Raw genomic sequence first — 26,959 nt, 5'->3', positions numbered from 1 at the left:
GGGTTCCTTGTCATGGCGTTTCAGGTTGCGGCCGCGGAGAGTATCGATCCACTTGCTCGTCCCTGGGACAAGATCTTCAGAAGCTTGCGAGACAGCATCTGTCGCAACCGGATTCCGACAGGCACCCGGATCCTGCTCCAGGGGGTTGCCGAAGACCGCGGCGCGTCGCCGAAATCGGTGTCCGACGCATTTCTTCTGCTCGCCGCGGAAGGTCTGGTCGAGCGCAATGCGCCCGATCATGCCACGGTGCTGCCGATCTCGGAACGCCGCTTGCGCAATGTGATGTTCCTGCGCGAACAGGCCGAGGTCGAGATTGTCCGGCAGGTCTCTCAGACGGCGGACAGTGACTTTCTCGGCGAACTTCGCGAACAGATCACCCGGCAGAAGTTGGTCGGACTGCGCGGCCCGCGCGACCTGCTTCGGCTCGACGACCGTTTCCATCGGACCCTCGCGGACCGCGTCGGTCACGGCACGATCTGGCCCTACCTTGAGGGCTGGAAGCTCTACAACGACCGCGTGCGCTTCACGGTCGAAGGCAGCTTCACACCCTCCGACATGATCAGCCAGCACAGCGCGCTCGTCGATCGCATCGCCATGCGGGATGCCGAGGGGGCTGCTGCGGCCATCCGCTACCACCTGCGCGGCGCGCTCCGTCGCCTGCCGGAGCAGCGGCTGACCCATCCTGACCAGTTCAGCGACTGACGCGGGCGGTCAGCCTTGCGGCGTCATGCCGGGCCGCGCCCTGTGCCGCTTCAGGCCAAGCGCCCGCTCGCGCAGGATGATGGCAATTCCAGAGGAAATCACGATCGCCGACCCGACAAGCATCAGCGGAGTTGGCACCTCGGCGAAGACGACATAGCCGATGATGATCGCGAACAGGATCGAAGCATAGTCGAAGGGCGCCAGCAGCGCGGCCTCGGCGCCCTTGTAGGCCGAAGTCAGGCAGATCTGCGCCACGCCGCCAACAAGCCCGGTGCTGATCAGCAGCAGCAGCGTCATCGGGTCGGGCACCACCCAGCCGAAGGGCAGCGTCAGCAGGGAAAGCGCGGTCGCGGTCAGCGAGAAATAGAAGACGATGGCCGAGGTCTGCTCGGTCTGCACCATGCGGCGGATGTGGATCTGCACCAGCGCCCGCAGCACGGCCGAGGTCAGCACGAAACCGATCCCCCAGAGCACCGCCGGGCTGACCTCTGACACGGTGAGCAGCGGCAGCATGATCACCAGCACCCCGAGCAGCCCGATGCCCACCGCCGAGATGCGGAACAACCGCACCTTCTCGCCGAGCAGCAGCGCCGCGAAAATCACCGTCAGCGGCGGCGCGGCATAGTCGAGCGCCGTCACCTCGGGCAGCGGCAGGAGCCCCAAGGCCGCGAAGCTACAGCCCATCGCCCCGACCCCGACGATGCCGCGCAGCACATGCGCCAGTGGGCTGGCGACGCGCAGGCCGGTTCGCAAATCGCCGCGCCACAACAGCCAGCCGACGATGACCGGCATGGCAAAGATCGAGCGGAAGAACACCGCCTCGCCGGTCGGCACCTCGTCGGAGGTGGACTTCACGATGGCGGACATAATGACAAAGAGCACCACGGCGGTGAGTTTCAGCGCAATGCCGCGCAGAGGGGACATGGGGACTCCGGGCGATGCGCCGAAAAGAAAAATCCAAGCCACACTGGCGCTTGGCCAAGGCAAGGTCAACCTGCCGCGGTGCGCTCCGTCTCAAGACAGTGACGGCGGAAGGCGCGCTTGAGCAAGTCGAGTTCGGCGCGCAGCAGCGCCATCTCGGCGCGGATGTCATCGCCAAGCGCTTCGCCCGCGATCAGCGTGAAACTGTCCAGCACCGCCCCGCTGGCCGCCTCGCGGATCAGGAAGGTGCGCACGCCGTCTCCGACCGCTTCGAGCGGCACCGGCACCTCGAGCGCCCAGCGGCCGGGCTCGGTCATCGCCGCCAGCGTGACGCCGCGCACCGGCGCGTCGTCGAGCGTGACGTCGATCTCGGGCTGGCTGCCGGCGGGACCCGCGAGAAGACCATGCCAGACGCCCTCGCGGAAACGGGTCTTGGTCAGAATGTAGTCGCTCATCACGTCTTTCCGCTCAGAATTCCGCACGCGGGCGGCGGCTGAAGGTCATGTCCCGCAGGATGACCTGATTCATCTCAGGCCCCTCGAAGATCAGGTCGAGCCACATGCTCTCTACCCTCTTCTCGTTGAGCCGCGTGTAGGCGAGGTCGAACTCGGCGTTGATCTCCTCGGCGTTCAGCGGCAGCTCGCGCACGATCTGCTCGGTGTTCGGCCCATGGCGGATGTTGAGTCGCGCGAAGATTTCCAGCGGCTTTTCCATCTCGACAATCGTATCGACCCGGATCAGGTGACGCCGACCCAGCCCGGCGCAGGCCTCGGGCGGCAGGTCCACCGCCAGCGACAGGTAGGACCCGCTGAACCGGAAAACGTCGAGGCGCAGCCCGTAGGGCGCAAGGTCGGATTCGCGCTGGTTGCGAATCTGCCGCAGGGTGATTTCGGAACGCGGGCAGTCGTGGAAGAGCGTCGCCTCGGCCCCGAGGTGCGCCTTGGACGGGACAGACGCAATGCCGGGCTGCGGTAGCGGCCCCCGCCAGAGCTCGGGGCGCCAGGCCCAGTCGGCATCGGCGGGACGCGGAAAGGCCGAGTTGCCGACAAGCGGCAGCGCCAGCCGTTCCTCGGCCACGTGCAGAAGGTCATCCAGGCGGAGACGCAGGCGGCGCGCCGCGCTGCGCTGGCTGCGCAGCTCCGCCAGGGGCATGTCCGGGGCGGCCCCTGCAAGCCGCGACCAGCGCCGGAGCGATGCCGCCTGCAGCGCCTGCCGCATCCACCTGCCGCCCCATTGCCTTGCCATCTGTCTCTGGCCCCTTGTCCCGCCTTTCGCCCTGATCCTCACCGTGACCGGGGCGCGTTGCGGATCTTATGGCAAATCCCGAAGATCGAATAAACGGGGCGGCGGGCCGAGGGGCCGTCAGCGTTGCGCCGCCGCCTCGGGGCTGAGCGCGACCATGCGGGCATGGACCGCCCGCAGCATCTCTGCCCCGTCGCTCCCGGCCAAGGCCCCGTCCCGCGGCGCGTAGAGCGCCATGAGCACCAGCCTGCCGTTCAGCCGGAACGCGCCGCGCCAGTACCGCGGGTCGCCCTCCGGCAGCACGCGGTTGCCCCCAGAGGCAAGATGAACCAGCGATAGCCCGCCGCGCAGCGCGCTGCCCGAGATCGCCTGCTGACCGGCCTCTGCGGCCATGGTCGCGGGAGACGGCAGGGTGCCGGAGGCGCCGGCAGCTCCCACGGTCACCGTCAGCATCATCGGGTCGACGAAGGCCCCGGTCTCGCCGCCGCTGAGGATCTGGCATGAGGCTAGCACCGCGAAGCCCTGTCCCGCACGGCGGTCGAGCGTCACCGGGTCGATGCAATAGCCGCCGGGGCCGGCGACAACCACCGCGCCTTCTTCAAGCGGCGCCCGCAGCAGCGGCGGCCGCCCCTTGCCCGTCATGTCGTCACAGGAGGCCAGCGCGGAAAACGCCAGAAGCGCCGCGCAGCACCGCCGACGCAGGGCGCGGCCTTTTCCGGGGATCGCGATCATGGATCCGGGTTAGCGAAGCCCCCTGCCCCGCACAAGAACGAAAGCGGTGGCGTCCGGCAACGGCCTGTCACGATCCCGCGCATTGACAGCCCGCCCCAAGCATCTGAACATCGTCGGAAAAGGACCGCAGTCATGCGCCCACATAAGCACACTCCCCTCGCCCACACCTCATCGATGCGCCTTCGGTCCCGGCCCGCGCGTCGATGAGCTATCGCGCCTTCTCGAGCCTGACCGAGCCCGCGCGGAAGACCGGACTCTGGCGTCTGGCACTTGGGCTGGTGCTGACGGGCGTCGTGACGTTCCTGCTGGGGCAGCTGCTGTTCGGCCTCGTCATGCTGGCGGCCCCCTCCGACAGCAGCGCGGCGCTTGCCGGTGCCCTCCACCGCGCTGACACGCCGCTCGCCATGCTGGTGCTGCTGCTCTCGATGGGTGCACTCGGCATCGGGGCGATGCTCGCCGCGCGGGTGGTGCATGACCGCGCGCCGCTGACGCTGATCGGCCCGCTGCCGCTCGCCCTCGGACAGTTCCTGCGCGTCGGCCTTGCCTCTGCGCTCACGGCGCTGCTTGGCGCGGCGCTGATGATCTGGGCACTCGATGAGCCACTCGAACCCGGCCTTCCGGCGCTGCGTTGGCTGGCGCTGCTTCCTTTGGCGCTGGTGGGAATCCTGATCCAGACAAGCAGCGAGGAGCTGCTGTTCCGCGGCTACCTGCAAAGCCAGCTTGCGGCGCGCCTGCCGCAGCCCTGGGTCTGGCTGACCGTGCCCTCGGCGCTTTTCGCGCTTGGTCACTATGCGCCCGGCACCTATGGCGGTGCCGCGGTGAGCGTGGCGATCTGGGCCTTTCTCTTCGGTCTTGCCGCGGCCGACCTGACCGCCCGGTCAGGCACGCTCGGACCCGCCATCGCCCTGCATTTCACCAACAATATCGTGGCGATGGCGCTTGTGTCTCCGCGCGGGGACATGTCGGGACTGGCGTTGATGCGCTGGCCTTTTGGCCCGTCGGACACCGAGGCCCTGATGCGCATGTTGCCGGTCGACCTGGTGACCCTGCTGGTCAGCTGGCTGGCCGCGCGTCTGGTGCTTCGCCGCTGAAATCCCAGCGGCGCTCCAAGCTGGCTGTCCTGCCGCCTTGCAGGCCGTGATTGCATTTCCCCTGCCTCTTGCTTAAGTCACCGCCAACACAAAAACGCTGAACGCCGCACGGAACGCTCGGAACACAAGGGCAGCACCGCATGAACTGGATTACCAACTACGTCCGTCCCCGGATCAACTCGATCTTCTCGCGCCGCGAGGTGCCCGAGAACCTGTGGACCAAATGCGAGTCCTGCGGGACGATGCTGTTCCACCGCGAAGTGACGGACAACCTCGGCGTCTGCACCACCTGCGGGCACCACATGAACATCACGCCCCGCGCGCGCTTCAGCGCGCTTTTCGACGGCGGCGTGTTCAACGAGATCGCCGTGCCCGAGCCGATCACCGATCCGCTTCATTTCCGCGATCAGAAGAAATACCCCGACCGGATGAAGGCGGCGCAGAAATCCACCGGCGAGCGCGAGGCCATGCTGGTCGCCGCCGGCGAGATCAACCGCACCCCGGTCGTGGCCTGCGCGCAGGACTTCTCGTTCATGGCAGGATCGATGGGCATGTACGTCGGCAATGCCATCGTTGCCGCCGCCGAGGAAGCGGTGAAGCTCAAGCGCCCGCTGATCCTCTTCTCCGCCGCCGGTGGCGCGCGGATGCAGGAAGGCATCCTCTCGCTGATGCAAATGCCGCGCACCACCGTGGCCGTGCAGATGCTGCGCGAGGCGGGGCTGCCCTATATCGTCGTGCTCACCCATCCGACCACCGGCGGCGTCACCGCCTCCTATGCAATGCTGGGCGACGTGCAGATCGCCGAGCCGGGGGCGCTGATCTGCTTCGCCGGTCCGCGCGTGATCGAACAGACCATCCGCGAAAAGCTGCCCGAAGGGTTCCAGCGCGCCGAGTACCTGCTCGAGCACGGGATGCTCGACCGCGTGACCGACCGCCGCGAGCTGCGGAGCGAGCTGACCACCATCCTGCGCATGCTGCTGGGCCTGCCGCCCGCGATCGCCGGTGACCTGCCCGCGCCCGGTGCGGAAGCACTCGCCGAAGCCGCCGCGGCCGAGGCACAACCCGCGAAGAAGAAAACCGCCAAGTGAGCAGCGTGGACAGCGTGACGGGACCCGCTGGGTCGGACGTGATCCTCGAGCGGATGATGTCCCTGCACCCCAAGATCATCGACCTGACCCTCGACCGGGTCTGGCGGCTGCTGGACGCGCTGGACCACCCCGAGCGCGCCCTGCCGCCGGTGATCCACCTTGCCGGGACCAACGGCAAGGGCTCGACGCAGGCGATGATCCGCGCCGGGCTCGAAGCTGCCGGCAAGCGCGTGCACGCCTATGTCTCGCCGCATCTCGTGCGCTTCCACGAACGCATCCGGCTGGCCGGAGAACTGATTTCGGAAGAAGCGTTGAGCGCCGTGCTCGACGAATGCTGGGAGAAGAACCAGCACGAGCAGATCACCTATTTCGAAATCACCACCTGCGCCGCTCTGCTGGCCTTTGCCCGCACGCCCGCCGACTACACGCTGCTGGAAACCGGCCTCGGCGGCCGCCTCGACGCGACCAACGTCGTCGAGCAACCCGCGCTGACCATCCTCACGCCGATCTCGCTGGATCACCAGCAGTACCTCGGCGAGACGCTGGCCGAGATCGCCGGCGAGAAGGCCGGCATCCTCAAGCGCGGCGTGCCCTGCGTGGTCGGCCCGCAACCCGACGAAGCGATGGAGGTCATCGAGGCCCGCGCGACCCAACTCGGCGTTCCGCTTCTGGCGCATGGCCAGCACTGGCACGTCTGGGAAGAGCGCGGCCGCATGGTCTACCAGGACGAGACCGGGCTTCTGGACCTGCCACTGCCCAACCTGCCGGGCAAGCACCAGCTCCACAATGCCGGTGCCGCGCTGGCCGCGCTGCGCCACCTCGGCATGGACGAGCCCGCCTGCGAGGCGGCGGTGACCTCGGCCGACTGGCCCGCGCGCATGCAGCGCCTGACCCGTGGCCCGCTGGTCTCGGCGGCACCGCAGGCCGAGCTCTGGCTCGACGGCGGCCACAACCCGGCGGCGGGAGAGGCCCTGGCCGAGCACATCGCCCGGATGCCGCGCCGCCCGACGCACCTGATCTGCGGCATGCTGAACACCAAGGACATCGGCGGCTACCTGCGCCCCCTCGCCGCGGTGGCCGACAGCCTGACCTCGGTGTCGATCCCCGATGCCCCGGCGACGCTGGAAGCCGAGGAAACCGCCCGCATCGCCCGCGCCTCGGGGCTGCGCGCCCATGCCGCCGCCGACGTCCGCGCCGCACTGGCAGCCATCACTGCCGAGGAGCCGCGCGCCCGCGTATTGATCTGCGGCTCGCTCTACCTGGCAGGCACGGTGCTGCGCGAAAACGGCTGAAAGCGGCTGCCGTAGCGGCACCAAGGATGGTAGTTGGAAAAAAATGGACTCTTAGGGTTCGTTTAACCAACTATATCTTGACGGATCACGCGAATGTCACCTAGGCTTAGGTTGTAAGGTTTCGCTTCACCACAATCTGCGCGGTGAAGCGCTCGGGGACAGTCAGAGCTACGGGGCGGTGCCAGCCAAGACGGCACCAAAGGGACAGACCGGTCACGCGCAATTCCTGCGTGGCCTCCGCTGCCGAACTCTCTGCCATGCCCACGGCCCTTCGGGGCCGAAGACGATTTCTATCGCAGGCAGAAGACTTATATAAAACGAGCAGTTTGAAGGGTCCCTCGGGACCCTTCCTTTTTGCGTGGCGTCCGCCGAAGCCGGCGACAGCTCTCAGATCGGCTTGCCCCAGTCCGCATCCTGCATCTCGCGCAACCGGCTGGCAGTGCGCTCGAACTCGAAGGCCCCGGCGCCCTCGACGTAAAGGCTCTCTGGCTCGTCCACCGCGCTGGCGATCAGCTTCACCTTGGCCTCGTAGAGCGCATCGACCAGCGTGACGAAGCGCTTGGCCTCGTTGAAGTTGCCCCGGCCGAGGCGCGGGATGTCCTCGATCACCAGCACCCGCACCGCGTCGGCCAGCGCAAGGTAGTCGGCCGGGCCCAACGGCTGGCCGCAGAGGTCGTAGAACGACGCCCGCGCGACGCCGTTCCAGTAGCGCGGCAGCTCGACCTTGCGGGTCTTGATGTGCAACGTCAGAACTTCCTCGTGGCCGTGCGTCAGTTCCTTCCAGACATGGTCGATCTGCGCGCGGGTCTCGGCGGTCACCGGGCAGAAATAGACCTGCGCGCCCTTCAGCCGGTCCTGCCGGTGATCCTTTTCGGAGACCAGCTCGCGCACCTCGAGCTTCTCCTTGATCTGCTTGATGAAGGGCAGGAAGAGCTGGCGATTGAGCCCGTCCTTGTAAAGATCGTCCGGAACGCGGTTCGAGGTGGTCACCACCACCGTGCCCGCCGCAAAGAGCTGCTCGAACAGCCGTCCCACCAGCATGGCGTCGCCGATGTCGGTGATCTGCATCTCGTCGAAGGCCAGCACCTTCACCGCGTCCGAGACCTTCTTGGCCATAGGCACCACGGGATCCGAGACGCCCTGCTCGCGCAGCCGGTGCAGGTCGGACTGCATCTCCTGCATGAAGGCGTGGAAGTGTACCCGACGCACCGGCACGTGCAGGCTTTCGACGAACATGTCCATCAGCATGGACTTGCCGCGCCCCACCCCGCCCCAGAGGTACAGCCCCCTTGGCGGCTCGGGTGCCTTGCGGAAGAAACCCTTCTTCACCGGCTTGGCAAGCTCGGAACGGATGCGCTCGAAATGGGGAAGCGCCTCTTCCTGCGCGGGATCGCGCAGCAGCAGGCCCTCGGCCACCTTCTCGTCGTAGAGGTCCATCAGCGTGGTCATGCACGCGCCATAGCGCGGCGCGCGGAGATTGTGTAGGCCCCCCGCACATCACGCATCGTGATGTTTCAAATCATGAAACGCGAATTGACCCTGCGTTCAGATGCCGTAAAGCTTCCGCGGCGCAGCAGGAGCCTCCCCAATGAGCCGCACCCCCCTTTTCACGCCCGTCCTCGTGGTGGGCTGCCTGATCATCCTGATCTCCTTTGCGATCCGCGCCAGCTTCGGCGTGTTCCAGATCCCGATCGCCGAGGAGTTCAACTGGCCGCGCGCCGAATTCAGCCTCGCCATTGCGATCCAGAACCTTGCCTGGGGCATCGGCCAGCCGATCTTCGGCGCGATGGCCGAGAAGATCGGCGACCGCAAGGCGATCATCCTCGGCGCGATCATCTACGCCGCGGGCCTCGTGCTTTCGAGCTTCGCCGTCAGCCCGGTGCAGCACCAGCTCTACGAGGTGCTGGTCGGCTTCGGCGTCGCGGGCACCGGCTTTGGCGTGATCCTCGCCGTCGTGGGTCGCGCCTCTTCCGACGAAAACCGCTCGATGAGCCTCGCCATCGCCACCGCCGCGGGCAGCGCCGGGCAGATTTTCGGTGCGCCGATGGCGGAGTGGATGCTCGGTATCATGCCCTGGCAGCAGGTCTTCCTGGTGTTCACCGTGGCGATCCTCGCGGTGCTGCTGTTCCTGCCGCTGATGCGCGCCCCCGCCGCCAGCAAGGCCGAGCTCGAGGAGAGCATGGGCACGATCCTCGGCCGCGCCTTCCGCGACCCGTCGTTCGCGTTGATCTTCCTCGGCTTCTTCTCCTGCGGCTACCAGCTGGCCTTTGTCACCGCCCACTTCCCGGCCTTCGTGACCGAGCTCTGCAGCCCCATCGCCGCGGGCAGCGTGCTGCACAACATCGGCGTGACCACCACCTCGGCGCTTGGCGCGGTGTCGATCGCGGTCATCGGCGTGGCCAACGTCGGCGGCACGTTGCTGGCAGGCTGGGCCGGCAAGCGCTGGCCGCGCAAGTACCTTCTGGCGCTGATCTACCTTGGCCGGACCATCGCCGCCGGCCTGTTCATCATGCTGCCGATCACCCCGGTCAGCGTGCTGGTCTTCTCGGTGGTCATGGGCTCTCTGTGGCTGGCGACGGTGCCGCTTACCTCGGGGCTTGTCGCGCATCTCTACGGGCTGCGCTACATGGGCACGCTCTACGGCATCGTGTTCTTCAGCCACCAGCTCGGCGGCTTCCTCGGAGTCTGGCTGGGCGGTCGGATGTACGACATCTACGGCGACTACACGCTGGTGTGGTGGATCGGCGTCGGTGTCGGTGCGCTGAGCGCCATCGTGCACCTGCCGGTGCGCGAGACGCCCCGCGTGGCCACCGTCCGGCCAGCCTGAGGCCGACCGGACAGCGCGTGCGAGCAGCCGTCAGGCGAACTCGCGCGCGTGCTCCTGCGCGCAGACAAGCTGCGCGACCTGAAGGGCATGGGTGTGCGGGATGCCGTGCCAGGCATCTTCGATGACCCTCTGCTCCACCGCCGGATTCCAGGCCGCAAGCTGCTCGATGCTGCCCGCCCCCACCATCCTGTCCTGCCCGCCCCAGATCGCCAGCATCGGGAGACCAAGCCCGGCAATCCGCCGGTGAATGGCCTCCTGCGGCTCCAGCAGGCAGCCGCGCAGGCTCGACAGCACCGAACGCACGTAGCCGCGCCGCTCGAGTTCCGCCAGGTGGACGCGGTCGATCTCGGGCACTTCGCTGCGCGCGTCCGAGCTCTCGATGACGTTCTGCCGGTGCGCCTTGGGGAACACCATGTGGAACAGCCAATCCCCGAGACCCCGATGCTCGGCCGTCCACTCGACGATCGGCGACAGGTCCGACTCGATGCCCGCCGGTGCCAAAAGCACCAGCCGCGTGACGCGCTCGGGCATCTCGGCCGCGAATTGCACCGCCACCGTGGCGCCCAGCGAATAGCCAAGCAAGGTGAACGGAGCCTCGAGCTTCAGCGCCCCGAGCAGCTCGTGCAGCTGGCGGGTCAGGAAGGCCGGGGTCTGGATTGCCCGCGGGCGGTCGGAATAGCCGCGCCCGTAGAGGTCGTAGGTCAGCACCCGCTTTCCCTGCGCCGCAAGATGCCGCGCCAGCGCCTTGAACACCACCGAAGAGGCGGTCAGCCCGTGGATGCAGACCACCAGGTCGCCCCCCTCGGGACCGGTCAGGCTGTAGTGGGTGTCGCCCTGCGAGAGCCGGGCAAACTGCCCCGGTGCCTCGGTCTGGCAGGTTCGGTCAAGCTTCCGGCGGCGGAGTTCGCCAATCCCCGGAAGCGCCGCGAGCAGCGGCAGCGCCAATGCGATGGCGCCAAGCGTGTAGCTCATGCCGCGTCGCGCTCCGGCAGAAGCCCGTGGGAGATCAGGCAGCGTTCCCAGGCCTCCGGCCTCTCGAACAGGTGCACCTGCCACCCCCGCGCTGCGGCGGCGGCGATGTTCTCTTCGCGGTCATCGGTGAACAGCAGCCGCTCCGGCGCCACCCCGCTCTCGGCTTCGAGCCGCGCGTAGATCTCGGCATCGGGCTTCGTGACGCCCATGTGCCCCGAGATGAACCGGCGGTCGAATTCCCCGAGAAACGGATAGGCCTCCTCGGCGATCTCGAAGGTGCCGATGCCGAAATTGCTCAGCGCGAAGACCGGCACGCCACGCGCCCGAAGCGCCCGCAAGAGCGCGACGGACTCCGGGATCTCCGGGCTCGCGAGGTCGATCCAATGGTCGTGCCAGTGCCGGACCTCGTCGTGCCAGTCCGGGTTCTGTACGGCCGCCTCGTAGACGGTGCTGCGGAAATCCTCGCCGCGATCGACCCTGTCATTCATGTCGTGAAGGTCGATCTCGGCGAACATTTTTCGCCTGCGTTCCTCGCCCATGAGGCGATCATAGTATCGTTCGGGCTGCCACTCTATCAGCACGTTCCCGATGTCTAAGACAACGGCTTCGATGGTCATTTCCTAGTCCCCTGCAGCGCGGACCTCGCGCTCTAGCGCATTTAGGAAACGGGAACGGTCATTCTTTGTAAAGCTCCGGCCTTTCCCGCTCTGGTAGAAAGGATCCGAAGCGCGGATATCTTGCATCAGGTCGCGCATTGCCAGTTGCGCGCCGATGTTGCCGGGGGTGAAGACCTCGCCGTCGGGGCGCAGCACCCGCGCCCCACCCTCGATGCAGCGGGCCGCAAGGGGGATGTCGCTGGTGACCACCACGTCGCCCTTGCCGGCCCGCTCGGCGATCCACATGTCCGCCTCGTCGGGACCGGCGGCGACGGTCACCACCTCGACCAGCGGGTTGCGCGAGGGGCGCAGCCCGCCGTTCGACACCAGCACCATCCGCAGGCGGTGGCGGCTCGCCACGCGCTCCGCCTCCTCCTTCACCGGGCAGGCGTCGGCGTCGATGTAGAGCGTCACGCGTAGAGCGCCTCTGCGTGGAAGGCGATATGCTCTTCCATGAAACTCGAGACGAAGAAGTAGCTGTGGTCATAGCCCGGCTGGATGCGGAAGCTGCCCGCCTGACGCTTCGCCGCCATCGCCTCGGCCAGCGCCTCGGGGTTCAGCAGGTGCAGGAACTGGTCGCTGCCGCCCTGGTCGATCAGCACCGGCCCGTCGAATCCCGTCTCGCGCATCAGCAGGGTGGAATCATGCGCCGCCCACTTGCTCTCGTCCGCGCCAAGGTAGGCGCCCAGTTGCTTGCGGCCCCAGTCGCTCTGCGTCGGGTTGGCGATCGGCGCGAAGGCCGAGACCGAACGGAAGCGACCCGGCAGCGACATCGCCAGCGTCAGCGCGCCATGGCCGCCCATCGAGTGGCCGGTGATCGCCTGCCGCTCCATATCGAGCGAGAACTCCTGCCCGATCAGCGCCGGCAGCTCCTCGGCCACGTAGTCCCACATGCGGAAATGCGGCGCCCAGGGGTCCTCGGTGGCGTTGACGTAGAAGCCCGCGCCCTTGCCGAGGTCATAGGCCTCGTCGTCGGCCACGCCCTCGCCGCGCGGGCTCGTGTCGGGGAAGACCAGCGCCACGCCTGCCTCGGCGGCCCAGGCCTGCGCCCCGGCCTTGGTCATGGCATTCTCATGGGTGCAAGTCAGCCCCGAGAGGTACCAAAGCACCGGGACTTCCATGTCCTTGGCCATCTCGGGCAGGAACAGACCGAAGGTCATCTCGCCGCCGCAGGCTTCGGAGGCATGGCTGTAGACGCCCTGCACGCCGCCGAAGCAGCGGTTCTCGGATTTGGTTTCCATGGTGGCTCTCCTGTTTGCGCCGGGGCTCGGCCCCTGTTGCGCCAAGGGCTACCCCGCCGGGATGACGTGGCGCAAGGGGTGGAACGGGGCGCGGCGGTTCAGGGATGCACCCAGGCAATCACCGCGCTGACCGTCAGGATGCTGGCCGTCGTCGAGACCAGGATCGCCGCCGAAACCCGCTGCGGCGCGATGCCGTAGTGCTGCGCCAGGATGAAGACGTTGCCCGCCACCGGCAGCGCCGCCGCCGAGACCATCACCGCCGCCTGGTAGGCGGTGACCGGGAACAGCAGGAAGGCCCCGATCGCCACGAAACCCGGATGCAGCACCAGCTTGCAGAAACTCAGCCAGCCCGCCACCGCCAGCCGCTCGGCGCTCTTCGAGGCCAGCGAGGCACCGATGGCGAAAAGCGCGCCGGGCGTCGCGGCATTGCCGAGGATGGTCAGGAATTCGGTGATCGGCGCGGGCAGCGTCAGCCCCGAGCCCGAGACGCAGAGCCCCGCCGCAATCGAGACGATCATCGGGTTCTGCACCAGCCCCAGCCCGACCCGTTTCAGCGTGGCCGGGGTCAGCCGCCCCTCACGCGCGCCGGTGACGAGGATGACCAGCAGCGTCGAGAAGACGATGAGGTCGATCGACAGCATCAGGATGATCGGCCCCACCGCCGCCTGCCCCAGCAGCACCGCCAGCATCGGCACGCCAAGAAAGCCGGTGTTGCCGATCGCCGCGCATTGCGCCTCGATCGCCGTGGTCTGCACGTCCTGCCGCCGGATGAAACCGACCACCGTGGCCACCGCGTAGACCGCCGCGGTGCCGAAGAGATAGGCCGAGGCCACGCGCGGGTCGAAGATCTCGGAAATCGACAGCGTGGCGGAAAAGCGGAAGAGCATCGCCGAGAGGGCGAAGTAGAAGACGAAGCGGGTGATCGCCGCGACGGATTGCTCCGAGAAGAATCTGATCCGCGCGGCCCCGTAGCCGAGGCCGATCAGCGCGAAGAACGGCAGAACCTTGAGAAATACTGCGAGCATGAACCGGGGTCAGATGGTCCGGCGGGCGCTCAGACCTTGCCCTCGAAGTCCTTGTGCACGTAGCGCGCATCGCAATAGGGGCATTCCACGACGCCGGTCTCATGCGGCAGCGAGAGCCAGACGCGCGGGTGGCCAAGAGCCCCCTCGCCGCCGTCGCAGGCGATGCGGTAGCTGTCGACGAATTTGGTCTCGGGCGCCTCGGTGGCCATGCTCCGGTTCCCTTTTCACTGGCTTTGCACTACCTGCGTTATGAGACAAGTCAGACACGGGAGCAAGGCTCGGCATGAGTGACGACGCGATCCGCATCGAAGGGCTGCGCAAGACCTACGCAGGTGGCAAGCAGGCCCTGAAGGGCATCGACCTGAACGTGCCGCAGGGGTCGATCTTCGGCCTGCTCGGCCCGAACGGGGCGGGCAAGTCGACGCTGATCAACATCCTCGCCGGGCTGGTGGTGAAGAGCGCCGGCAAGGTGTCGATCTGGGGCTGGGACCAGGACCGCAACCCGCGCCAGTCGCGCGCCGCCATCGGGGTGATGCCGCAGGAGCTGAACCTCGACCCGTTCTTCACCCCGCGCGGCGCGCTCGAGGTGCAGGCCGGGCTCTACGGCGTGCCCAAACGCGACCGGCGCACCGACGAGATCCTCGAGCTGGTCGGGCTCGAGGACAAGGCCGAGGCCTATGCCCGCACCCTCTCGGGCGGCATGCGCCGCCGGCTGCTGCTGGGCAAGGCGCTGGTGCACGCGCCGCACATCCTCGTGCTCGACGAGCCCACCGCCGGCGTCGACATCGAGCTGCGGCAGATGCTCTGGCGCAACGTGCGGCGGCTCAACGCCGAGCGCGGCATGACGATCATCCTCACCACCCACTACCTCGAGGAGGCCGAGGAGATGTGCGACGAGATCGCCATCATCAACCACGGCGAGGTCGCCGCGCGCGACAGCACGGCGAACCTGCTGGGCAATATCGACGCCAAGACGCTGGTGATCACACCCGAGACCATGCCGGACACCCTGCCCGAGGCGCCCGGCATCAAGGCCGAGACACGCGACGGCGGGCTGATCGCGCTCCACTACCGGGCCCGAGAGACCACCGCCGAGGACGTGCTGGGACTGGTGCGTGCCCACGGCATCAGCCTGCGCGACGTGCGCACCGAGCAGGCCGACCTCGAGGACGTCTTCCTGGAACTGACCCGCAGCCGTCCCGCCGCCTGAGAGGGGCCTCCGGCGGGCGTATTTGGGGAACAATGAAGGGGCGGCGCCGATACCCCCGGCGCCGCCCTTTTGACCTTGTGCCCGGCAAGGGGGCCGAGCCCCTTGCTTCTTCTCTTTGACAAATACGCCCGCCGGAGGCGGTCCTGCCCGCCCCGCGCGCGCGGTGGCGGGAAATTTCAGCCGCGCTCGAGCATCCGGCCCAGCGGGCGGCCGGCGAGGATGTGCACGTGCAGGTGCGGCACCTCCTGAACACCCTCGGCGCCGGCATTGGAGATCAGCCGGAAGCCGTTCGCCGCAACGCCCTCCATCTCGCAGACCTTGCCGACGGCGCGGGTGTAGTCGAGAATCTCGGCGTCCGAGGCGTTCTGCGCGAAATCGTCGTAGCAGACGTAGGCGCCCTTGGGGATCACCAGCACGTGGATCGGTGCCTGCGGACGGATGTCGCGGAAGGCAAGGCTGTGCTCGGTCTCGAGCACGGTGTCATTGGGGATCTCGCCCCGCAGGATCTTGGCGAAGATATTCTGGTCGTCGTAGCTGTAAGCCATTGTCATCCCTCAGTCGGAATAGAGTTGATCGTCGGAAAGGATTTGCCGCGCCGCCGCGGGCGAGAGCGAGAGGAACTGCGCGAGGGCCTGCACCTGCGCCTCGATCGGATCGAGTTCGCGCAGATGCAGGTGGCGCGGCAGGTGCGCGTCGCGCAGCGCGTCGCCCTCTTGCAGGATGTCGTTGCGGATGGTCGGCACCAGCCGCGCCATCGCCGACTCGGAGGTGCGCTCGCCTGCCAGCCCGATGCGCGTGGCATGGCCGGCAAGGAATTCGTCCGAGAACTGGCAGTCGATCTGCAGCAGGCGGGTGGTGGCGCGGTCGCGGCAGAAGTCTTCGATCAGGTCGAGGTTGCCGGGATCGAGGCAGATCACCAGCCGGTCGCAGCCGTAGTAGTCATAAAGCATCCGCATCAGCGCCCGGTGATGGCGGTGACGCTTGTCCATCGTCGACTGCAACCCGCCGAGGTCGGGCAGGTCACAGCTTTCCTCGTTGAACAGGTAGTCGATGCAGGGCAGCCCGGTCGCGTCGCGGATGCGGCCGATCAGCCGCTTGGCCACGTGCCATTTCTTGCTGACCAGAATGAGCAGATCGCGCTGTCGCCCGATCGAGCTTTCGGTCTCCCAGAAGCGCGGCGCGAAGCGGTGCCCGGCGCGGCCCTTCTCGGTGAGGAACTGGTAGAGGGCGCGGCCCTCGCCGGAAATCTGGAACGCCACGCGCTCGGAAGAATAGAGCACCCCGAGGCGGCGCTTGAGATCCAGCGCACCGGGGCTGATCTTGCGCGCGAAGAGATAGTCCTGAGCCAGCAGCAGGTCGTAGTGGTCGTTGTAGAAGGTCACCGGCATCCCGTAGTCCGAGAACATCAGGAAGGTCAGCGTGCGGTTCTCGATCTCGGTCTCGGGCACCAGGTGACGGACCAGTGTCTGGAAGAAGGTCTCATCGGGGATCCAGGTGCCCCGGAAGAAGCGCAGCACGTCGCGCCGTTCGGCCGCGAAGCGCAGGATCGCCTCGACGGTGCGGCGGCGCAGGCACCACCATTGCGAGCCGATCATCACCTCAAGATCGGCAGGGATCTTGCGCTTCAGACCAAGCCGCTTCTGCAGCTCGAGCAGGGCGTAGAAGCGCCGCTTCTGGGTGCGCTCGTTGAAAGGGTGGCGGTAGATCAGCCGCTCTTCCTTCCAGCCGGTCTTGATCCAGCCGGAGGTGAAGAAATCGACGCTCTCGATGTAATCGGCCTCGCGCGCATCGAGCAGTTCGTGAGCGTATTCGGCGGATTTGATCGCCATGCAGTCGCCCGAAACCATGTAGAAATGCGTGGCGCGCGGGAAGCGGTCCAGCGCCGCCTCGACCGCGTTGAGCGTCGCCTGCACCAGCGACCACGCCCCCCAGCCGCATTTCACCCGCCGCGCGAAGGTGACGTTCGGGTTGTCGGCCAGCGCGGCGCGGATGAGATCATAGTCGGCCTGGGGCGCGCGGGCATCGAAATGGATGGCCATGCAGTCGCCGACGGCGGTCAGACTCTGCGCCTGCTTGATGACCGCCTGGGGATCCTTGTGGCACAGCAGTATGAAGGCAATCTTCGCCAAAGGATGAGGTCCGCCCAATTTTCGCCCGCATCATCGCCTTTACCCGCCCGAAGGCGTTGAACAGGCCGATGTCTTTTGCTTTTTTGCATGTCCATGGAGCCCGCGACAAGCCGGGCAGTACGAGGAGCGCGCAGGATGGGGTTTCCCGGCACATGGATGACCGAGAGCGAGAGCATGATCTACCGGGTGGTGCCGAAATGCGCCTGCTCGACCATCGGCCAGATCATGTACTACTCGGACCACGGCAGCTTCTACGACGGCGACATCCATGACGCGACGCAGGGCCTGCACAAATGGGCCCGCGACGAGAGCCACAACCCGATCCGTGCCAACGTGAGGACCCGCGGCGCCTACGCCTTCACCTGCGTCCGCAACCCCTACAGCCGCATCCTGTCGAGCTTCTTCGACAAGATCTGCGGCATCCAGCGCAACGGCAACCGCTACCGCGGCAACCTCGTGCCGATGCTGGTGCAGAAATACGGGATCGAGGTCGGCGGGGAAGACGGCAAGGAGGACTTCGACCAGATCCGCGCGTTCCGCCGCTTCCTGCTGTTTGCCCGCGACACCATCCGCTGGCGCCGCCCGATGGACCCCGACATCCACTGGTCGGCGGTCTCGGGGCATGTCTCGACCTTCATCGCAGGGGGCGGGCGCTACAACCAGATCTTCTGGACCGAAAACTTCAACGCGGGGATGCAGGGCGTGCTCGACCGGGTGGAGACCCGTCATCCGGTGGACCTTGCGGCCATTCCCCGTTTCAACGAGTCCGAGGGCCATGGGCCGAAGCGCGCGCATCCGGTCGAGGACTATTTCGACGACCTGTCGATGCACCTGGTCTACGAGATCTACAAACGCGACTTCGATCTCTTCCGCTACGACTTCGAGAACCCGGCGAACAAGATGCCGGTGGGCGAGATCGACCTCGACGAGGTGCACGCCAAGCTTGGCGACTGAGCCTCAGGCCCCGCCCTCGGCGATCCCCAGGTAGCCGAAGACCGCCGGGCGCAGCCGCGCCTCGATGGCGTCAAGGTCGCACTCTCCGTGCATCAGCGCCGCGTGCACCATGCCGCGGCAAAGCGCCGAAAGATCGCGCGCCGCGACCTCGGGCCAAGCGATGCCAAAGCTTTCGAGCAGCTCGATGAGCTGACGGTCCACCAGCCCGCCCGCGGCGCAGACGTCCTCCTCGTCGCAGTCGATCGTCGCCTCGACCTTCTCAAGCTCGCGCGACAGCACCGGGGCGCGGGCGTGGTGCAGGATCGAGGCGTGAAGCACCGTCGAAGTGGCGCAGCGCAGGTCCATGGTCTTCGCGTGCTGAACGGCACCGGACATGTCCTCGAAGAACTGCATCTTCTGCCGCCGCACCAGCTCGGCGAGGATCGTCTGCTTGTTGGGAAAGTATTGGTAGAGCGTGCCGATGCTCACCCCCGCCCGATCGGCGACCGCGTTGGTGGTCAGCGCGCCGATCCCGCCCGCCTCGAGAATCTGAGCCCCCGCAGTCAGGATTGCCTCGACCGAGGCGCGTGAGCGGCCCTGGCGCGGTGTTTTACGGGGAGTTAGCTGGACAATCCGGGCCATGGGGGAATGCGAGTATGAGATCTGAGACTTTGCTCACATTCTAACCGGGAGAGACCATCGCACAAAGGAAAACCGTCATGTCCGGCTACTGGAACGGCCGCAAGGTCCTGCTCACCGGCGCGACTCGTGGCATCGGCCGCGCCATGGCCGAGCAGCTGATGGCCGAGGGTGCGACCGTGCTCGGCGTCGCGCGCAACTTTGCCGCGCTGGACGAGATGACGCGGCGGCTGGGGCCACGCTTCGACGGGCTAGAGGCGGATCTCGGCGATCCCGAAATACCCCGCGGCGTGGTCAACTGGGTGGCGGACATGCATCCCGACTGCTCGGTGCTGATCAACAACGCCGCGGTGATGAGCTACCCGCTGCTCACCGATGGCGGCAACCATGACGTCGGCATCGAGGAGGAGGTGCAGATCAACCTGATCGCCCCGGTGCAGATCGCCACCGCCCTGCTGCCCCGGCTGGCGGCGCAGCGGGATTCGCGGATCGTCAATGTCACTTCGGGGTTGGCCGTCGCACCGAAGACCGATGCGCCAGTCTATTGCGCCACCAAGGCGGCGATGCGCAGCTTCACCCGCAGCCTGCGTTACCAGGCCGAGGATGCGCGGATGGCGATCGGCATCTGCGAGGCGCTGCTGCCTGCCGTGAACACGACGCTCTCGCGCGGTCGGGCCGAGCGCAAGATGCCAGCCCCGGAAGCCGCTGCCGCGATCCTGCGCGGTGCCGCTGCCGGAACGCCCGAGATCTGGATCGGCAAGACCCGGCTGCTGCGCCGGGTCATGCGTCTTTCGCCCGCGTTGGGGCATGTGATCATGCGGCGGATCGAGGCCTGAGGATCAGACCTCCAGCTCGTCCGAGGGGATCATCGGGAAAAACATGCCCGACGACCACAACCCGAACCATCGCACGCCCTCATGTTCGTGGTGCGCGCCAAGCTCGACCAGCCGGTAGAAGCTCTTGCGGTCGATCAGCGCCTCGAGATTGCGCCGCACCAGAATGTAGGGCGAGGGCTCGCCGCTTTCGGCGTCGCGGACCACCCGGATCGGATGCTCGGGCCCGGCGACGGCAAAATCTCCGACATGGGTCTGGAAGGTCAGCACCTGCGACTCGCCCGCACCCTCCGCCTCGAAGTCCGTGGCGACGAAGGGCGCGTCCTCGACGGTGATTCCGACCATCTCGACCGGGGTGACGAGGAAGTATTTCTCTTCGTCTTTCCGCAAGATCGATGAAAATAGTTTCACCAGCTCGAACCTGCCGATCGGCGTGCCGAGGTAGAACCACGTGCCGTCGCGGGCGATCCGCATGTCGAGATCCCCGCAGAAGGGCGGATTCCAGCGTTCGACAGGCGGCAGGCCGCGCTCGGAAGCGGCGCGCGCTGCAGCAGCAATGCCGTCAGCCGAGGGAGTCACGTAATTTTGTGTGCGCATTGCTTTTGCCATTTTTCAGCCCCGCGATACACTCGCTTCGGTAAAGGAATTACGCAAGGGAGTCTCCCCCATGGCCGAAGACCTGGTCGCCGAGATCGAGGCGCTGGAAGAAAAGCTCGCCGAAGCCAAATCGGCGATCACCCGGCGTTTCATCGGGCAGGAACGGGTCGTCGACCTGACCCTTGCCGCGTTGCTCTGCGGCGGCCACGCGCTGCTCATCGGCCTGCCCGGCCTGGGCAAGACCCGCCTGGTCGAGACCCTGTCCACGGTGATGGGCCTCAATGGCAACCGCGTGCAGTTCACCCCCGACCTGATGCCCGCCGACATCCTTGGCTCGGAGGTGCTGGAAACCGCCGCCGACGGCAGCCGCGCCTTCAAGTTCCTGCCCGGCCCGATCTTCTGCCAGCTGCTGATGGCCGACGAGATCAACCGCGCCTCGCCGCGGACCCAGTCGGCGCTTTTGCAGGCGATGCAGGAGAAATCGGTGACCATCGGTGGTGAAACGCGCCAGCTCGAACTGCCGTTCCACGTGCTCGCCACGCAGAACCCGATCGAGCAGGAGGGCACCTACCCGCTGCCAGAGGCGCAGCTCGACCGCTTCCTCGTGCAGATCGACGTGGCCTACCCCGACCGCAAGACCGAGAAGGACATCCTGCTCGCCACCACCGGCACCGAGGAGGCCGTGGCGCATCAGGTCTTCGATCCCGCCACGCTGATGGCCGCGCAGCACCTGCTGCGGCGCATGCCGGTCGGTGACGCGGTGGTCGAGATGATCCTCGACCTGGTCCGCGCCTTCCGCCCGAGCGATCCCTCCTCCTCTGTCCGGGTGCGCGACACCGTGGCCTGGGGCCCCGGCCCGCGCGCCGCGCAGGCGCTGATGTTGACGGTCCGCGCGCGTGCCCTGCTTCAGGGCCGCCTTGCGCCCTCGCCCGACGACGTCATGGACATGGCCCGACCGGTGTTGGTGCACCGCATGGCGCTGACGTTCTCGGCCCGCGCCCGCGGCGAGGACCTCGGCAGCATCATCGACGAGGTCTGCAGCACGCTGGAGCCCTCCGAGGCGGCCGCTTGATCACCCCCGTCGCCCAGCTGCGGCAGAGCGCGCAGCAAGAGGCCACGCGGTTCCCGGCCCTGCTGGCCCGTGCCGAGCAGCTTGCCGGCACGGTGCTGCTGGGCGAGCACGGGCGACGGCGCTCCGGGCTTGGCGATGACTTCTGGCAATACCGCCCGCTGCGCGCCGGCGACACCTACCGCTCGATCGATTGGCGGCGCTCGGGCCGGGGCGACGAGCAATACGTGCGCGAGCGTGAATGGCAGATCGCCCAGAGCGTGCAACTCTGGGTCGATACCGGGGCCTCGATGCGGTTCTCCTCGCACAAGGACCTGCCAACCAAGGGAGATCGCGCCCGGCTGGTCGCGCTGGCCGCCGCGATCCTGCTGATCCGCGGCGGCGAACGGGTCGGCTTTACCGGCTGGACGCTGCCGCCGCGCAACGGCGACATCCAGATCCTGCGCCTCGCCGAGGCGCTGAGCAAGGACGCCGAAGAGGACTACTCCCAGCCCGAGGCGCGCGGCATCATCCCCCACGCCCGCGCGATGTTTGTCTCGGATTTCCTTGGCGATCTCGCCCCGATGGAGGCGGCGCTGACCAAGGCCGCCGACCGCGGCGTGCGGGGCGTGCTCGTTCAGGTGCTCGACCCCACGGAAGAAAGCTTCCCGTTCAAGGGCCGCACGATTTTCGAAAGCGTCGGCAAGACCCTGGCGCATGAGACGCTGAAGGCCGGCGACCTGCGCGAGCGCTACTTGCAGCGCCTTGCCGAGCGCAAAGCGCGGCTCGAGCATCTGTCTCGCTTAACGGGTTGGCAATTTATGTGCCATCATACAAGTGACAGCGCGCAGAACGCCCTGCTCTGGGTTTACCGCGCGATGGATGGAGGGCACGGATGACCGTTCTCGGGCCCCTGGGCTTCACCGCCCCCTGGCTGCTGCTCGGGCTGCTGGCCCTGCCGGTGCTCTGGGTGATCCTGCGCGCCGTGCCCCCGGCCCCCATCCGGCGGCTGTTTCCCGGCGTGGTGCTGCTGCTGGGCCTCAAGGACGACGACCAGGTCACCGACCGTACCCCGTGGTGGCTGCTGCTGCTGCGCCTGCTGGCCGTGGCGGCGGTGATCATCGGCCTCGCCGGACCGATCCTGAACCCCGAGGACGACTCGCAGAGCGCTGGCACAGGGCCGCTGCTGGTGGTGATGGATGCCAGCTGGTCCTCTGCCGCCGATTGGCGCGCCCGGCAGGTGGCGCTCGATGCCCTGCTCTCCCGCGCCGAACGCGAGGCGCGCCCGGTGGCGCTGATGCGCCTCACAGACCCCGAGGCGCCGCACTTCCAGCAGGCAGCCGTGCTGCGGGCGCGTCTCACCGGGCTCGAACCCGAGCCATGGGAGCCCGGCGAGGCCCATGTGGCCCGCGCCCTGTCGATGCTGCCCGAAGAGGATTTCGACAGCTACTGGATGTCCGACGGGCTGGCCCGCGCCAGCCGCGACCCGATGCTGAATGCCTTGATGGAGCACGGGCAGGTCACCGTCTTCGAAAGCCCGCGCAACCTGACGGCGCTGCTGCCGCCACGCTTCGAGGACGGCCACGTGCAGCTGACCGCCCGCCGCCTGCACCCCGGCACCGCGCGCGAGATTTCCATCGCCGGGCACGGGCTTGACCCTGCCGGCAACCCGGCCGTGCTGGTGCGCGCGCCGCTGACCTTCGCCGAGGGCGCCTCGGAGGGTGAGCTCGACCTCTCGCTGCCCGCCGAATTGCGCGCCCGCATCACCCGCTTCGAGATCGACGGCGCGCGCAGCGCCGGAGCCGTCAGCCTGCCCGACGACAGCCTGCGCCGCCGCGAGGTCGCGCTGATCGCCGGGAACGAGAACCGCGAGGGGCTCGAACTGCTCTCGCCGCTCTACTACCTGCACAAGGCGCTGCAGGACGATGTCGACATCCTCGACGGCGCGCTGACCGAGGTGCTGCCCGCCAACCCCGACGTCATCGTGCTGGCCGACGTGGCGACGCTTGGACCCGGCGAGGAAGCGGGGGTGACCGAGTGGCTCGAGAAGGGCGGCACGCTGCTGCGTTTCGCCGGTCCGAGGCTTGCTGCCTCGGACCTGTCGCGCGACCGCGAGGACCCGCTGATGCCCGTGCGGCTGCGCGCCGGAGGGCGCTCGGTCGGCGGCGCGATGAGCTGGGGCGAGCCGAAGTCGCTGGCCCCCTTCCCCGAGGGCAGCCCCTTCGAGGGTCTGACCATTCCCGCCGACGTGACGGTCACCAGCCAGGTCATGGCCCAGCCCGATCCGACGCTCGCCGACCGGGTCATCGCCCAGCTCTCCGACGGCACACCGCTGGTGACCCGCAAGCGCGTCGGGCAGGGGCAGGTCGTGCTGTTCCACGTCACCGCCAACGCCGAATGGTCCAGCCTGCCGCTGTCCGGGCTGTTTGTTCAGATGCTCGAACGGCTGGCGATCTCGGCCATGCCCGCCACGCCAGAACCCGGCGAGCTGGTCGGCACCATGTGGCAGCCGATCCGTGTGCTCGACGGCTTCGGCGCGGTGGTCGACGCAGGTACCCTGCCGGGCGTCCCCGGCGAGGCGCTGCTGACCGAAGCCCTTGGCCCCGAGCTGCGCCCCGGCCTCTACCAGGGCGAGGAACGCAGCCTTGCGCGCAACGTGGTGACCGAAAGCACAGTGCTCGAACCCGCCGTCTGGCCCGACACGGTGCCGGTCGAGGGGCTGAACCGCCCGCAGGAGACCCCGCTTGCCGGCTGGCTGCTTGCCCTGGCCATTGCGCTGCTGCTGGCCGATGTGATCGCCTCTCTGGCACTGTCGGGCCGTCTGCGCGGCGCGCGCCCGACCGCCGCCACGGTGCTGCTGGCACTGGCGCTTGGCGCGCTTGCAACGACGGGCGGCGCGCGGGCGCAGGGGGCATCCTCCTCTAGCGCCGATGCCTTCGCAGAGGCCGCGACGGCCGAGGTCACGCTGGCGCATGTCGTCACCGGCGACACGCAACTCGACGAGCTGGCGCAGAACGGGCTGCGCGGCCTGTCAGAGACGCTTTACTACCGCACCTCGGTCGAGCCCTCGGACCCCATGGCGGTGAATCTCGAAACCGACGAGCTGGCCTTCTTCCCGCTGCTCTACTGGCCGATCACGCCCTCTCAGCCGACGCCCTCGCCCGCCGCCTACGCCAAGCTCAACGACTACCTGCGCTCGGGCGGGATGATCCTGTTCGACACGCGCGATGCTGACGTGGCGGGCTTCGGCGCCGCCTCGCCCGAGGGCCGCAAGCTGCGCGAGCTGGCCGCGCCGCTCGACATCCCGCCGCTTGAGCCGGTTCCGCAAGACCATGTGCTGACGCGGACCTTCTACCTGCTCCAGGACTTCCCCGGCCGCTACAGCAGCCGTGACGTCTGGGTCGAGGCCGCGCCGCCCGATGCCGAGCTGGTCGAAGGCATGCCGTTCCGCAACCTCAACGACAATGTCACCCCGGTGGTGATCGGCGGCAACGACTGGGCCGCGGCCTGGGCGGTGGACAGCCGCGGCAACCCGCAGGTGCGCATCGGATCCGGCTTCGCCGGCGAGCGCCAGCGCGAGATCGCCTACCGCTTCGGGGTCAACCTGGTGATGCATGTGCTGACCGGCAACTACAAATCCGACCAGGTCCACGTCCCCGCCCTGCTCGACAGGCTCGGCAATTGAACGGAGCGCAGGCATGACCGGCGAGATCGTCTTTGACCCGCTGCTGCCCTGGCCCGCGATCTGGGTGCTGGGAGCTCTGGCCCTCGTTTCGGTGGCGCTGGCGCTGTGGCGGGGCATGCCCGGCTGGGCGCTGCGCCTCTGCGCCGGGCTGGTGCTGGTGGCCGCGCTGACCCAGCCCTCCTTCCAGGAGGAGGACCGCGCGCCGCTCTCGGACATCGTCCTGCTGCTCGAGGACCAGAGCGCCTCGCAGCGTCTCGGCGACCGGGTCGAGACAACGGCCAGCGCCGCCGACGCGCTCGAGGCGCGCCTTGCCGCCCGCCCCAACACCGAGGTCCGGCGCATCGCCGTGCCCGATGGCGAGGGCGACAGCGGCACCCTGCTGATGACCGCCCTCTCCGAGGCGCTGGCCGAGGAGCCGCGTGGCCGTGTCGCGGGGATCTTCCTGCTGTCGGACGGGCGGCTGCACGATCTCGAGCGCGCGCCGACCCTGCCCGCGCCGATGCACCTGCTGCTCACCGGGCATGACACCGACTGGGACCGCCGGCTGATCGTCAAGAATGCCCCGGCCTTTGCCATTCTCGGCGAGCCGGTCACCCTGACCTTGCGCGTCGAGGACGACGGTGCCGCGCCGCGCGAGAGCGAAACCGAGCTCCAGATCTCGGTCGATGGCGGCGCGGCGGAAACCTTCCGCGTGCCGCTCGGCCAGGACATCGAACTGCCTGTCACCCTGCCCCACGGCGGGCTCAACGTGATCCAGTTCTCCGTGCCCGAGGGCGCGGGCGAGCTGACCGACCGCAACAACACCGCGCTGGTGCAGATCAACGGCGTGCGCGACCGGCTGCGCGTGCTGCTGGTCTCGGGCGAGCCGCACGCAGGCAGCCGCACCTGGCGCAACCTGCTGAAATCCGACAGTTCCGTCGATCTCGTGCACTTCACCATCCTGCGCCCGCCCGAAAAGCAGGACGGCGTGCCGGTGACCGAGCTGTCGCTGATCGCCTTCCCCACCCGCGAGCTCTTCCTCGAAAAGATCGAGGATTTCGACCTGATCATCTTCGACCGCTACAAGCGCCGCGGCATCCTGCCCGCCATCTACCTCGACAACGTACGCAACTACGTCGAGAACGGCGGCGCCGTGCTGGTCGCCGCCGGTCCCGATTTCGCCAGCGCCGATTCCATCTACCGCTCGCCACTGGCCGAGATCCTGCCCGCCGAACCCACGGCGCGGGTGATCGACCAGGGCTACCGCCCCAAAGTGACCGACCTCGGCCAGCGGCACCCGGTGACCGCGGGGCTCACCGGCGCGGACAGCTGGGGACGCTGGATGCGCCAGGTCGAGGTGACACCCAACGAAAGCGCCGAGGTGCTGATGACCGGCGCCGAGGAAAAGCCGCTGCTGGTGCTCGACCGGATTGGCGAGGGCCGGGCGGCGCTGATCGCCTCGGACCAGGCCTGGCTCTGGTCGCGCGGCTTCGAGGGCGGCGGCCCGCAGCTCGACCTGCTGCGGCGGCTGGCCCATTGGATGATGAAAGAGCCCGAGCTCGAGGAAGAGGCGCTCTGGGCCGAGGCCACGGGACAGCGGATGCAGATCATCCGCCGCACCCTGGCGGACGGCGTCGGCGCGGTGACCATCACCCGCCCCGACGGGACAGAGGACAGCGTCACCTTGCAGGAAGTGTCGCCGGGCAGGTTCGAGGCCGGTTACGCCGGTCCGGAGATTGGCCTCTACCGGCTGAAGGAGGGCGAACAGGAGGCGGTGATCGGCCTCGGCCCTGCTGCCCCGCGCGAATTCGAACAGACCATCGCCAGCGCCACGGCGCTCGAACCGGTGCTCGCCAGCCTGCGCGGCGGTGCGGCACGGATCGAGGATGGGCTGCCGAGCATCCGCGCGGTCGGTGCCGGGCGGCCCGCGGCCGGGCGTGGCTGGATGGGAATCACCCCGCGCGAGGCCTTCGAGACCATGGATGTCACGCGGCTTCCGCTGCTGCCGGCCTGGCTGACGCTGCTTCTTGCAGCCGGGTTCATCGTCGGCGCCTGGCTGCGAGAGGGGCGGCGCTGATCCGCCGCGGCGCCGAGGGCCCGAGACCGGGAGCGGCGCA

The 26,959-nt window shown here is 67.9% G+C and carries 27 protein-coding genes; 12 read left to right on the top strand and 15 right to left on the bottom strand.

Annotation, left to right across the window (positions count from 1 at the left end; translation table 11 throughout):
* The first annotated feature begins 12 nt into the window (after positions 1 to 12).
* Positions 13 to 702, top strand: coding sequence for a GntR family transcriptional regulator (locus IQ782_RS04480; protein ID WP_194133417.1), 690 nt, complete (start codon positions 13 to 15; stop codon positions 700 to 702).
* A gap of 9 nt (positions 703 to 711) precedes the next feature.
* On the opposite strand, the gene IQ782_RS04475 is transcribed toward IQ782_RS04480, so the two are convergent.
* From IQ782_RS04475 to IQ782_RS04460, 4 genes are all read right to left on the bottom strand, one after another.
* The gene (locus IQ782_RS04475) at positions 712 to 1,626 is read right to left on the bottom strand and encodes a DMT family transporter (protein ID WP_194133416.1); all 915 of its coding nucleotides are present in this window, start codon (positions 1,624 to 1,626) and stop codon (positions 712 to 714) included.
* Between the two features lie 65 nt (positions 1,627 to 1,691).
* Positions 1,692 to 2,078 carry a hypothetical protein gene (locus tag IQ782_RS04470; protein WP_194133415.1) on the bottom strand — a complete coding sequence of 129 codons (387 nt, stop codon included), beginning with the start codon at positions 2,076 to 2,078 and terminating at the stop codon, positions 1,692 to 1,694.
* 13 nt (positions 2,079 to 2,091) lie between these two features.
* Positions 2,092 to 2,868, bottom strand: coding sequence for a DUF6478 family protein (locus IQ782_RS04465; RefSeq protein ID WP_194133414.1), 777 nt, complete (start codon positions 2,866 to 2,868; stop codon positions 2,092 to 2,094).
* Positions 2,869 to 2,985: 117 nt separating this feature from the next.
* On the bottom strand, positions 2,986 to 3,597 hold the full coding sequence (locus IQ782_RS04460; RefSeq protein ID WP_194133413.1) for a dihydroxy-acid dehydratase: 612 nt from the start codon (positions 3,595 to 3,597) through the stop codon (positions 2,986 to 2,988).
* Positions 3,598 to 3,800: 203 nt separating this feature from the next.
* Here IQ782_RS04460 and IQ782_RS04455 point away from each other — a divergent pair, with 203 nt between their 5' ends.
* From IQ782_RS04455 to IQ782_RS04445, 3 genes are all read left to right on the top strand, one after another.
* Positions 3,801 to 4,688 carry a CPBP family intramembrane glutamic endopeptidase gene (locus tag IQ782_RS04455; protein WP_194133412.1) on the top strand — a complete coding sequence of 296 codons (888 nt, stop codon included), beginning with the start codon at positions 3,801 to 3,803 and terminating at the stop codon, positions 4,686 to 4,688.
* 140 nt (positions 4,689 to 4,828) lie between these two features.
* On the top strand, positions 4,829 to 5,776 hold the full coding sequence (gene accD, locus IQ782_RS04450) for an acetyl-CoA carboxylase, carboxyltransferase subunit beta (RefSeq protein ID WP_194133411.1): 948 nt from the start codon (positions 4,829 to 4,831) through the stop codon (positions 5,774 to 5,776).
* Between the two features lie 53 nt (positions 5,777 to 5,829).
* The gene (locus IQ782_RS04445) at positions 5,830 to 7,068 is read left to right on the top strand and encodes a bifunctional folylpolyglutamate synthase/dihydrofolate synthase (RefSeq protein WP_194133531.1); all 1,239 of its coding nucleotides are present in this window, start codon (positions 5,830 to 5,832) and stop codon (positions 7,066 to 7,068) included.
* 387 nt (positions 7,069 to 7,455) lie between these two features.
* Here IQ782_RS04445 and zapE read toward each other — a convergent pair whose 3' ends face one another.
* Positions 7,456 to 8,517 carry a cell division protein ZapE gene (zapE, locus tag IQ782_RS04440; protein ID WP_194133410.1) on the bottom strand — a complete coding sequence of 354 codons (1,062 nt, stop codon included), beginning with the start codon at positions 8,515 to 8,517 and terminating at the stop codon, positions 7,456 to 7,458.
* A 139-nt stretch (positions 8,518 to 8,656) separates the two neighbouring features.
* Between zapE and IQ782_RS04435 the strand changes: the two genes are divergently transcribed.
* Positions 8,657 to 9,895, top strand: coding sequence for an MFS transporter (locus IQ782_RS04435; RefSeq protein WP_194133409.1), 1,239 nt, complete (start codon positions 8,657 to 8,659; stop codon positions 9,893 to 9,895).
* Between the two features lie 30 nt (positions 9,896 to 9,925).
* Here the strand turns inward: IQ782_RS04435 and IQ782_RS04430 are convergent, their stop codons facing one another.
* The 6 genes from IQ782_RS04430 to IQ782_RS04405 all read right to left on the bottom strand — a co-directional run bounded on the left by IQ782_RS04430 (position 9,926) and on the right by IQ782_RS04405 (position 13,998).
* Positions 9,926 to 10,867: an alpha/beta fold hydrolase gene (locus IQ782_RS04430; protein WP_194133408.1), complete on the bottom strand. Its 942-nt coding sequence runs from the start codon at positions 10,865 to 10,867 to the stop codon at positions 9,926 to 9,928.
* Positions 10,864 to 11,484 carry an HAD family hydrolase gene (locus tag IQ782_RS04425; RefSeq protein ID WP_194133407.1) on the bottom strand — a complete coding sequence of 207 codons (621 nt, stop codon included), beginning with the start codon at positions 11,482 to 11,484 and terminating at the stop codon, positions 10,864 to 10,866. Before IQ782_RS04425 ends, IQ782_RS04430 begins: the two co-directional genes overlap by 4 nt.
* A gap of 3 nt (positions 11,485 to 11,487) precedes the next feature.
* Positions 11,488 to 11,937 (bottom strand): YaiI/YqxD family protein, encoded by a 450-nt coding sequence (locus IQ782_RS04420; RefSeq protein ID WP_194133406.1) that lies wholly within the window; start codon positions 11,935 to 11,937, stop codon positions 11,488 to 11,490.
* A complete protein-coding gene (gene fghA, locus IQ782_RS04415) occupies positions 11,934 to 12,764 on the bottom strand; it encodes an S-formylglutathione hydrolase (protein ID WP_194133405.1) in 831 nt (276 codons plus the stop codon). Before fghA ends, IQ782_RS04420 begins: the two co-directional genes overlap by 4 nt.
* Positions 12,765 to 12,862: 98 nt before the next feature.
* Positions 12,863 to 13,789 (bottom strand): AEC family transporter, encoded by a 927-nt coding sequence (locus IQ782_RS04410; protein WP_194133404.1) that lies wholly within the window; start codon positions 13,787 to 13,789, stop codon positions 12,863 to 12,865.
* Between the two features lie 29 nt (positions 13,790 to 13,818).
* Entirely contained in the window at positions 13,819 to 13,998 is a 180-nt protein-coding gene (locus tag IQ782_RS04405) for a zinc-finger domain-containing protein (protein WP_194133403.1), read from the bottom strand.
* Positions 13,999 to 14,072: 74 nt separating this feature from the next.
* Between IQ782_RS04405 and IQ782_RS04400 the strand changes: the two genes are divergently transcribed.
* Positions 14,073 to 14,999 carry an ABC transporter ATP-binding protein gene (locus tag IQ782_RS04400; protein ID WP_194133402.1) on the top strand — a complete coding sequence of 309 codons (927 nt, stop codon included), beginning with the start codon at positions 14,073 to 14,075 and terminating at the stop codon, positions 14,997 to 14,999.
* A gap of 176 nt (positions 15,000 to 15,175) precedes the next feature.
* Here IQ782_RS04400 and IQ782_RS04395 read toward each other — a convergent pair whose 3' ends face one another.
* Both IQ782_RS04395 and IQ782_RS04390 read right to left on the bottom strand, forming a co-directional pair.
* The gene (locus IQ782_RS04395; protein WP_194133401.1) at positions 15,176 to 15,544 is read right to left on the bottom strand and encodes a histidine triad nucleotide-binding protein; all 369 of its coding nucleotides are present in this window, start codon (positions 15,542 to 15,544) and stop codon (positions 15,176 to 15,178) included.
* Between the two features lie 9 nt (positions 15,545 to 15,553).
* Entirely contained in the window at positions 15,554 to 17,128 is a 1,575-nt protein-coding gene (locus IQ782_RS04390; protein WP_194133400.1) for a DUF5928 domain-containing protein, read from the bottom strand.
* A gap of 135 nt (positions 17,129 to 17,263) precedes the next feature.
* Here IQ782_RS04390 and IQ782_RS04385 point away from each other — a divergent pair, with 135 nt between their 5' ends.
* A complete protein-coding gene (locus tag IQ782_RS04385) occupies positions 17,264 to 18,082 on the top strand; it encodes a sulfotransferase family protein (RefSeq protein ID WP_194133399.1) in 819 nt (272 codons plus the stop codon).
* A 3-nt stretch (positions 18,083 to 18,085) separates the two neighbouring features.
* On the opposite strand, the gene IQ782_RS04380 is transcribed toward IQ782_RS04385, so the two are convergent.
* Positions 18,086 to 18,703 carry a TetR/AcrR family transcriptional regulator gene (locus IQ782_RS04380; protein ID WP_194133398.1) on the bottom strand — a complete coding sequence of 206 codons (618 nt, stop codon included), beginning with the start codon at positions 18,701 to 18,703 and terminating at the stop codon, positions 18,086 to 18,088.
* Between the two features lie 77 nt (positions 18,704 to 18,780).
* Between IQ782_RS04380 and IQ782_RS04375 the strand changes: the two genes are divergently transcribed.
* The gene (locus IQ782_RS04375; protein WP_194133397.1) at positions 18,781 to 19,536 is read left to right on the top strand and encodes an SDR family oxidoreductase; all 756 of its coding nucleotides are present in this window, start codon (positions 18,781 to 18,783) and stop codon (positions 19,534 to 19,536) included.
* A 3-nt stretch (positions 19,537 to 19,539) separates the two neighbouring features.
* Here the strand turns inward: IQ782_RS04375 and IQ782_RS04370 are convergent, their stop codons facing one another.
* Positions 19,540 to 20,130 carry a DUF1285 domain-containing protein gene (locus tag IQ782_RS04370; RefSeq protein WP_194133396.1) on the bottom strand — a complete coding sequence of 197 codons (591 nt, stop codon included), beginning with the start codon at positions 20,128 to 20,130 and terminating at the stop codon, positions 19,540 to 19,542.
* 70 nt (positions 20,131 to 20,200) lie between these two features.
* Between IQ782_RS04370 and IQ782_RS04365 the strand changes: the two genes are divergently transcribed.
* Genes IQ782_RS04365 through IQ782_RS04350 form a run of 4 tightly spaced genes read left to right on the top strand, consistent with a single transcriptional unit; the run spans position 20,201 to position 26,919 of the window.
* Positions 20,201 to 21,202, top strand: a complete 1,002-nt coding sequence (locus IQ782_RS04365) for an AAA family ATPase (RefSeq protein ID WP_194133395.1) — start codon at positions 20,201 to 20,203, stop codon at positions 21,200 to 21,202.
* Complete coding sequence (locus tag IQ782_RS04360) at positions 21,199 to 22,077, top strand: DUF58 domain-containing protein (RefSeq protein ID WP_194133394.1); 879 nt, start codon at positions 21,199 to 21,201, stop codon at positions 22,075 to 22,077. Before IQ782_RS04365 ends, IQ782_RS04360 begins: the two co-directional genes overlap by 4 nt.
* Positions 22,074 to 24,863: a DUF4159 domain-containing protein gene (locus IQ782_RS04355; RefSeq protein WP_194133393.1), complete on the top strand. Its 2,790-nt coding sequence runs from the start codon at positions 22,074 to 22,076 to the stop codon at positions 24,861 to 24,863. Before IQ782_RS04360 ends, IQ782_RS04355 begins: the two co-directional genes overlap by 4 nt.
* Positions 24,864 to 24,876: 13 nt before the next feature.
* Positions 24,877 to 26,919 (top strand): glutamine amidotransferase, encoded by a 2,043-nt coding sequence (locus IQ782_RS04350; protein ID WP_194133392.1) that lies wholly within the window; start codon positions 24,877 to 24,879, stop codon positions 26,917 to 26,919.
* Positions 26,920 to 26,959: the final 40 nt, after the last annotated feature.

Source organism: Salipiger mangrovisoli (genome assembly GCF_015223355.1).
GTDB lineage: Bacteria > Pseudomonadota > Alphaproteobacteria > Rhodobacterales > Rhodobacteraceae > Salipiger > Salipiger mangrovisoli.
The sequence above is the reverse complement of the archived record's forward strand: the minus strand, read 5'-3'. Positions and strand labels throughout refer to the sequence as shown.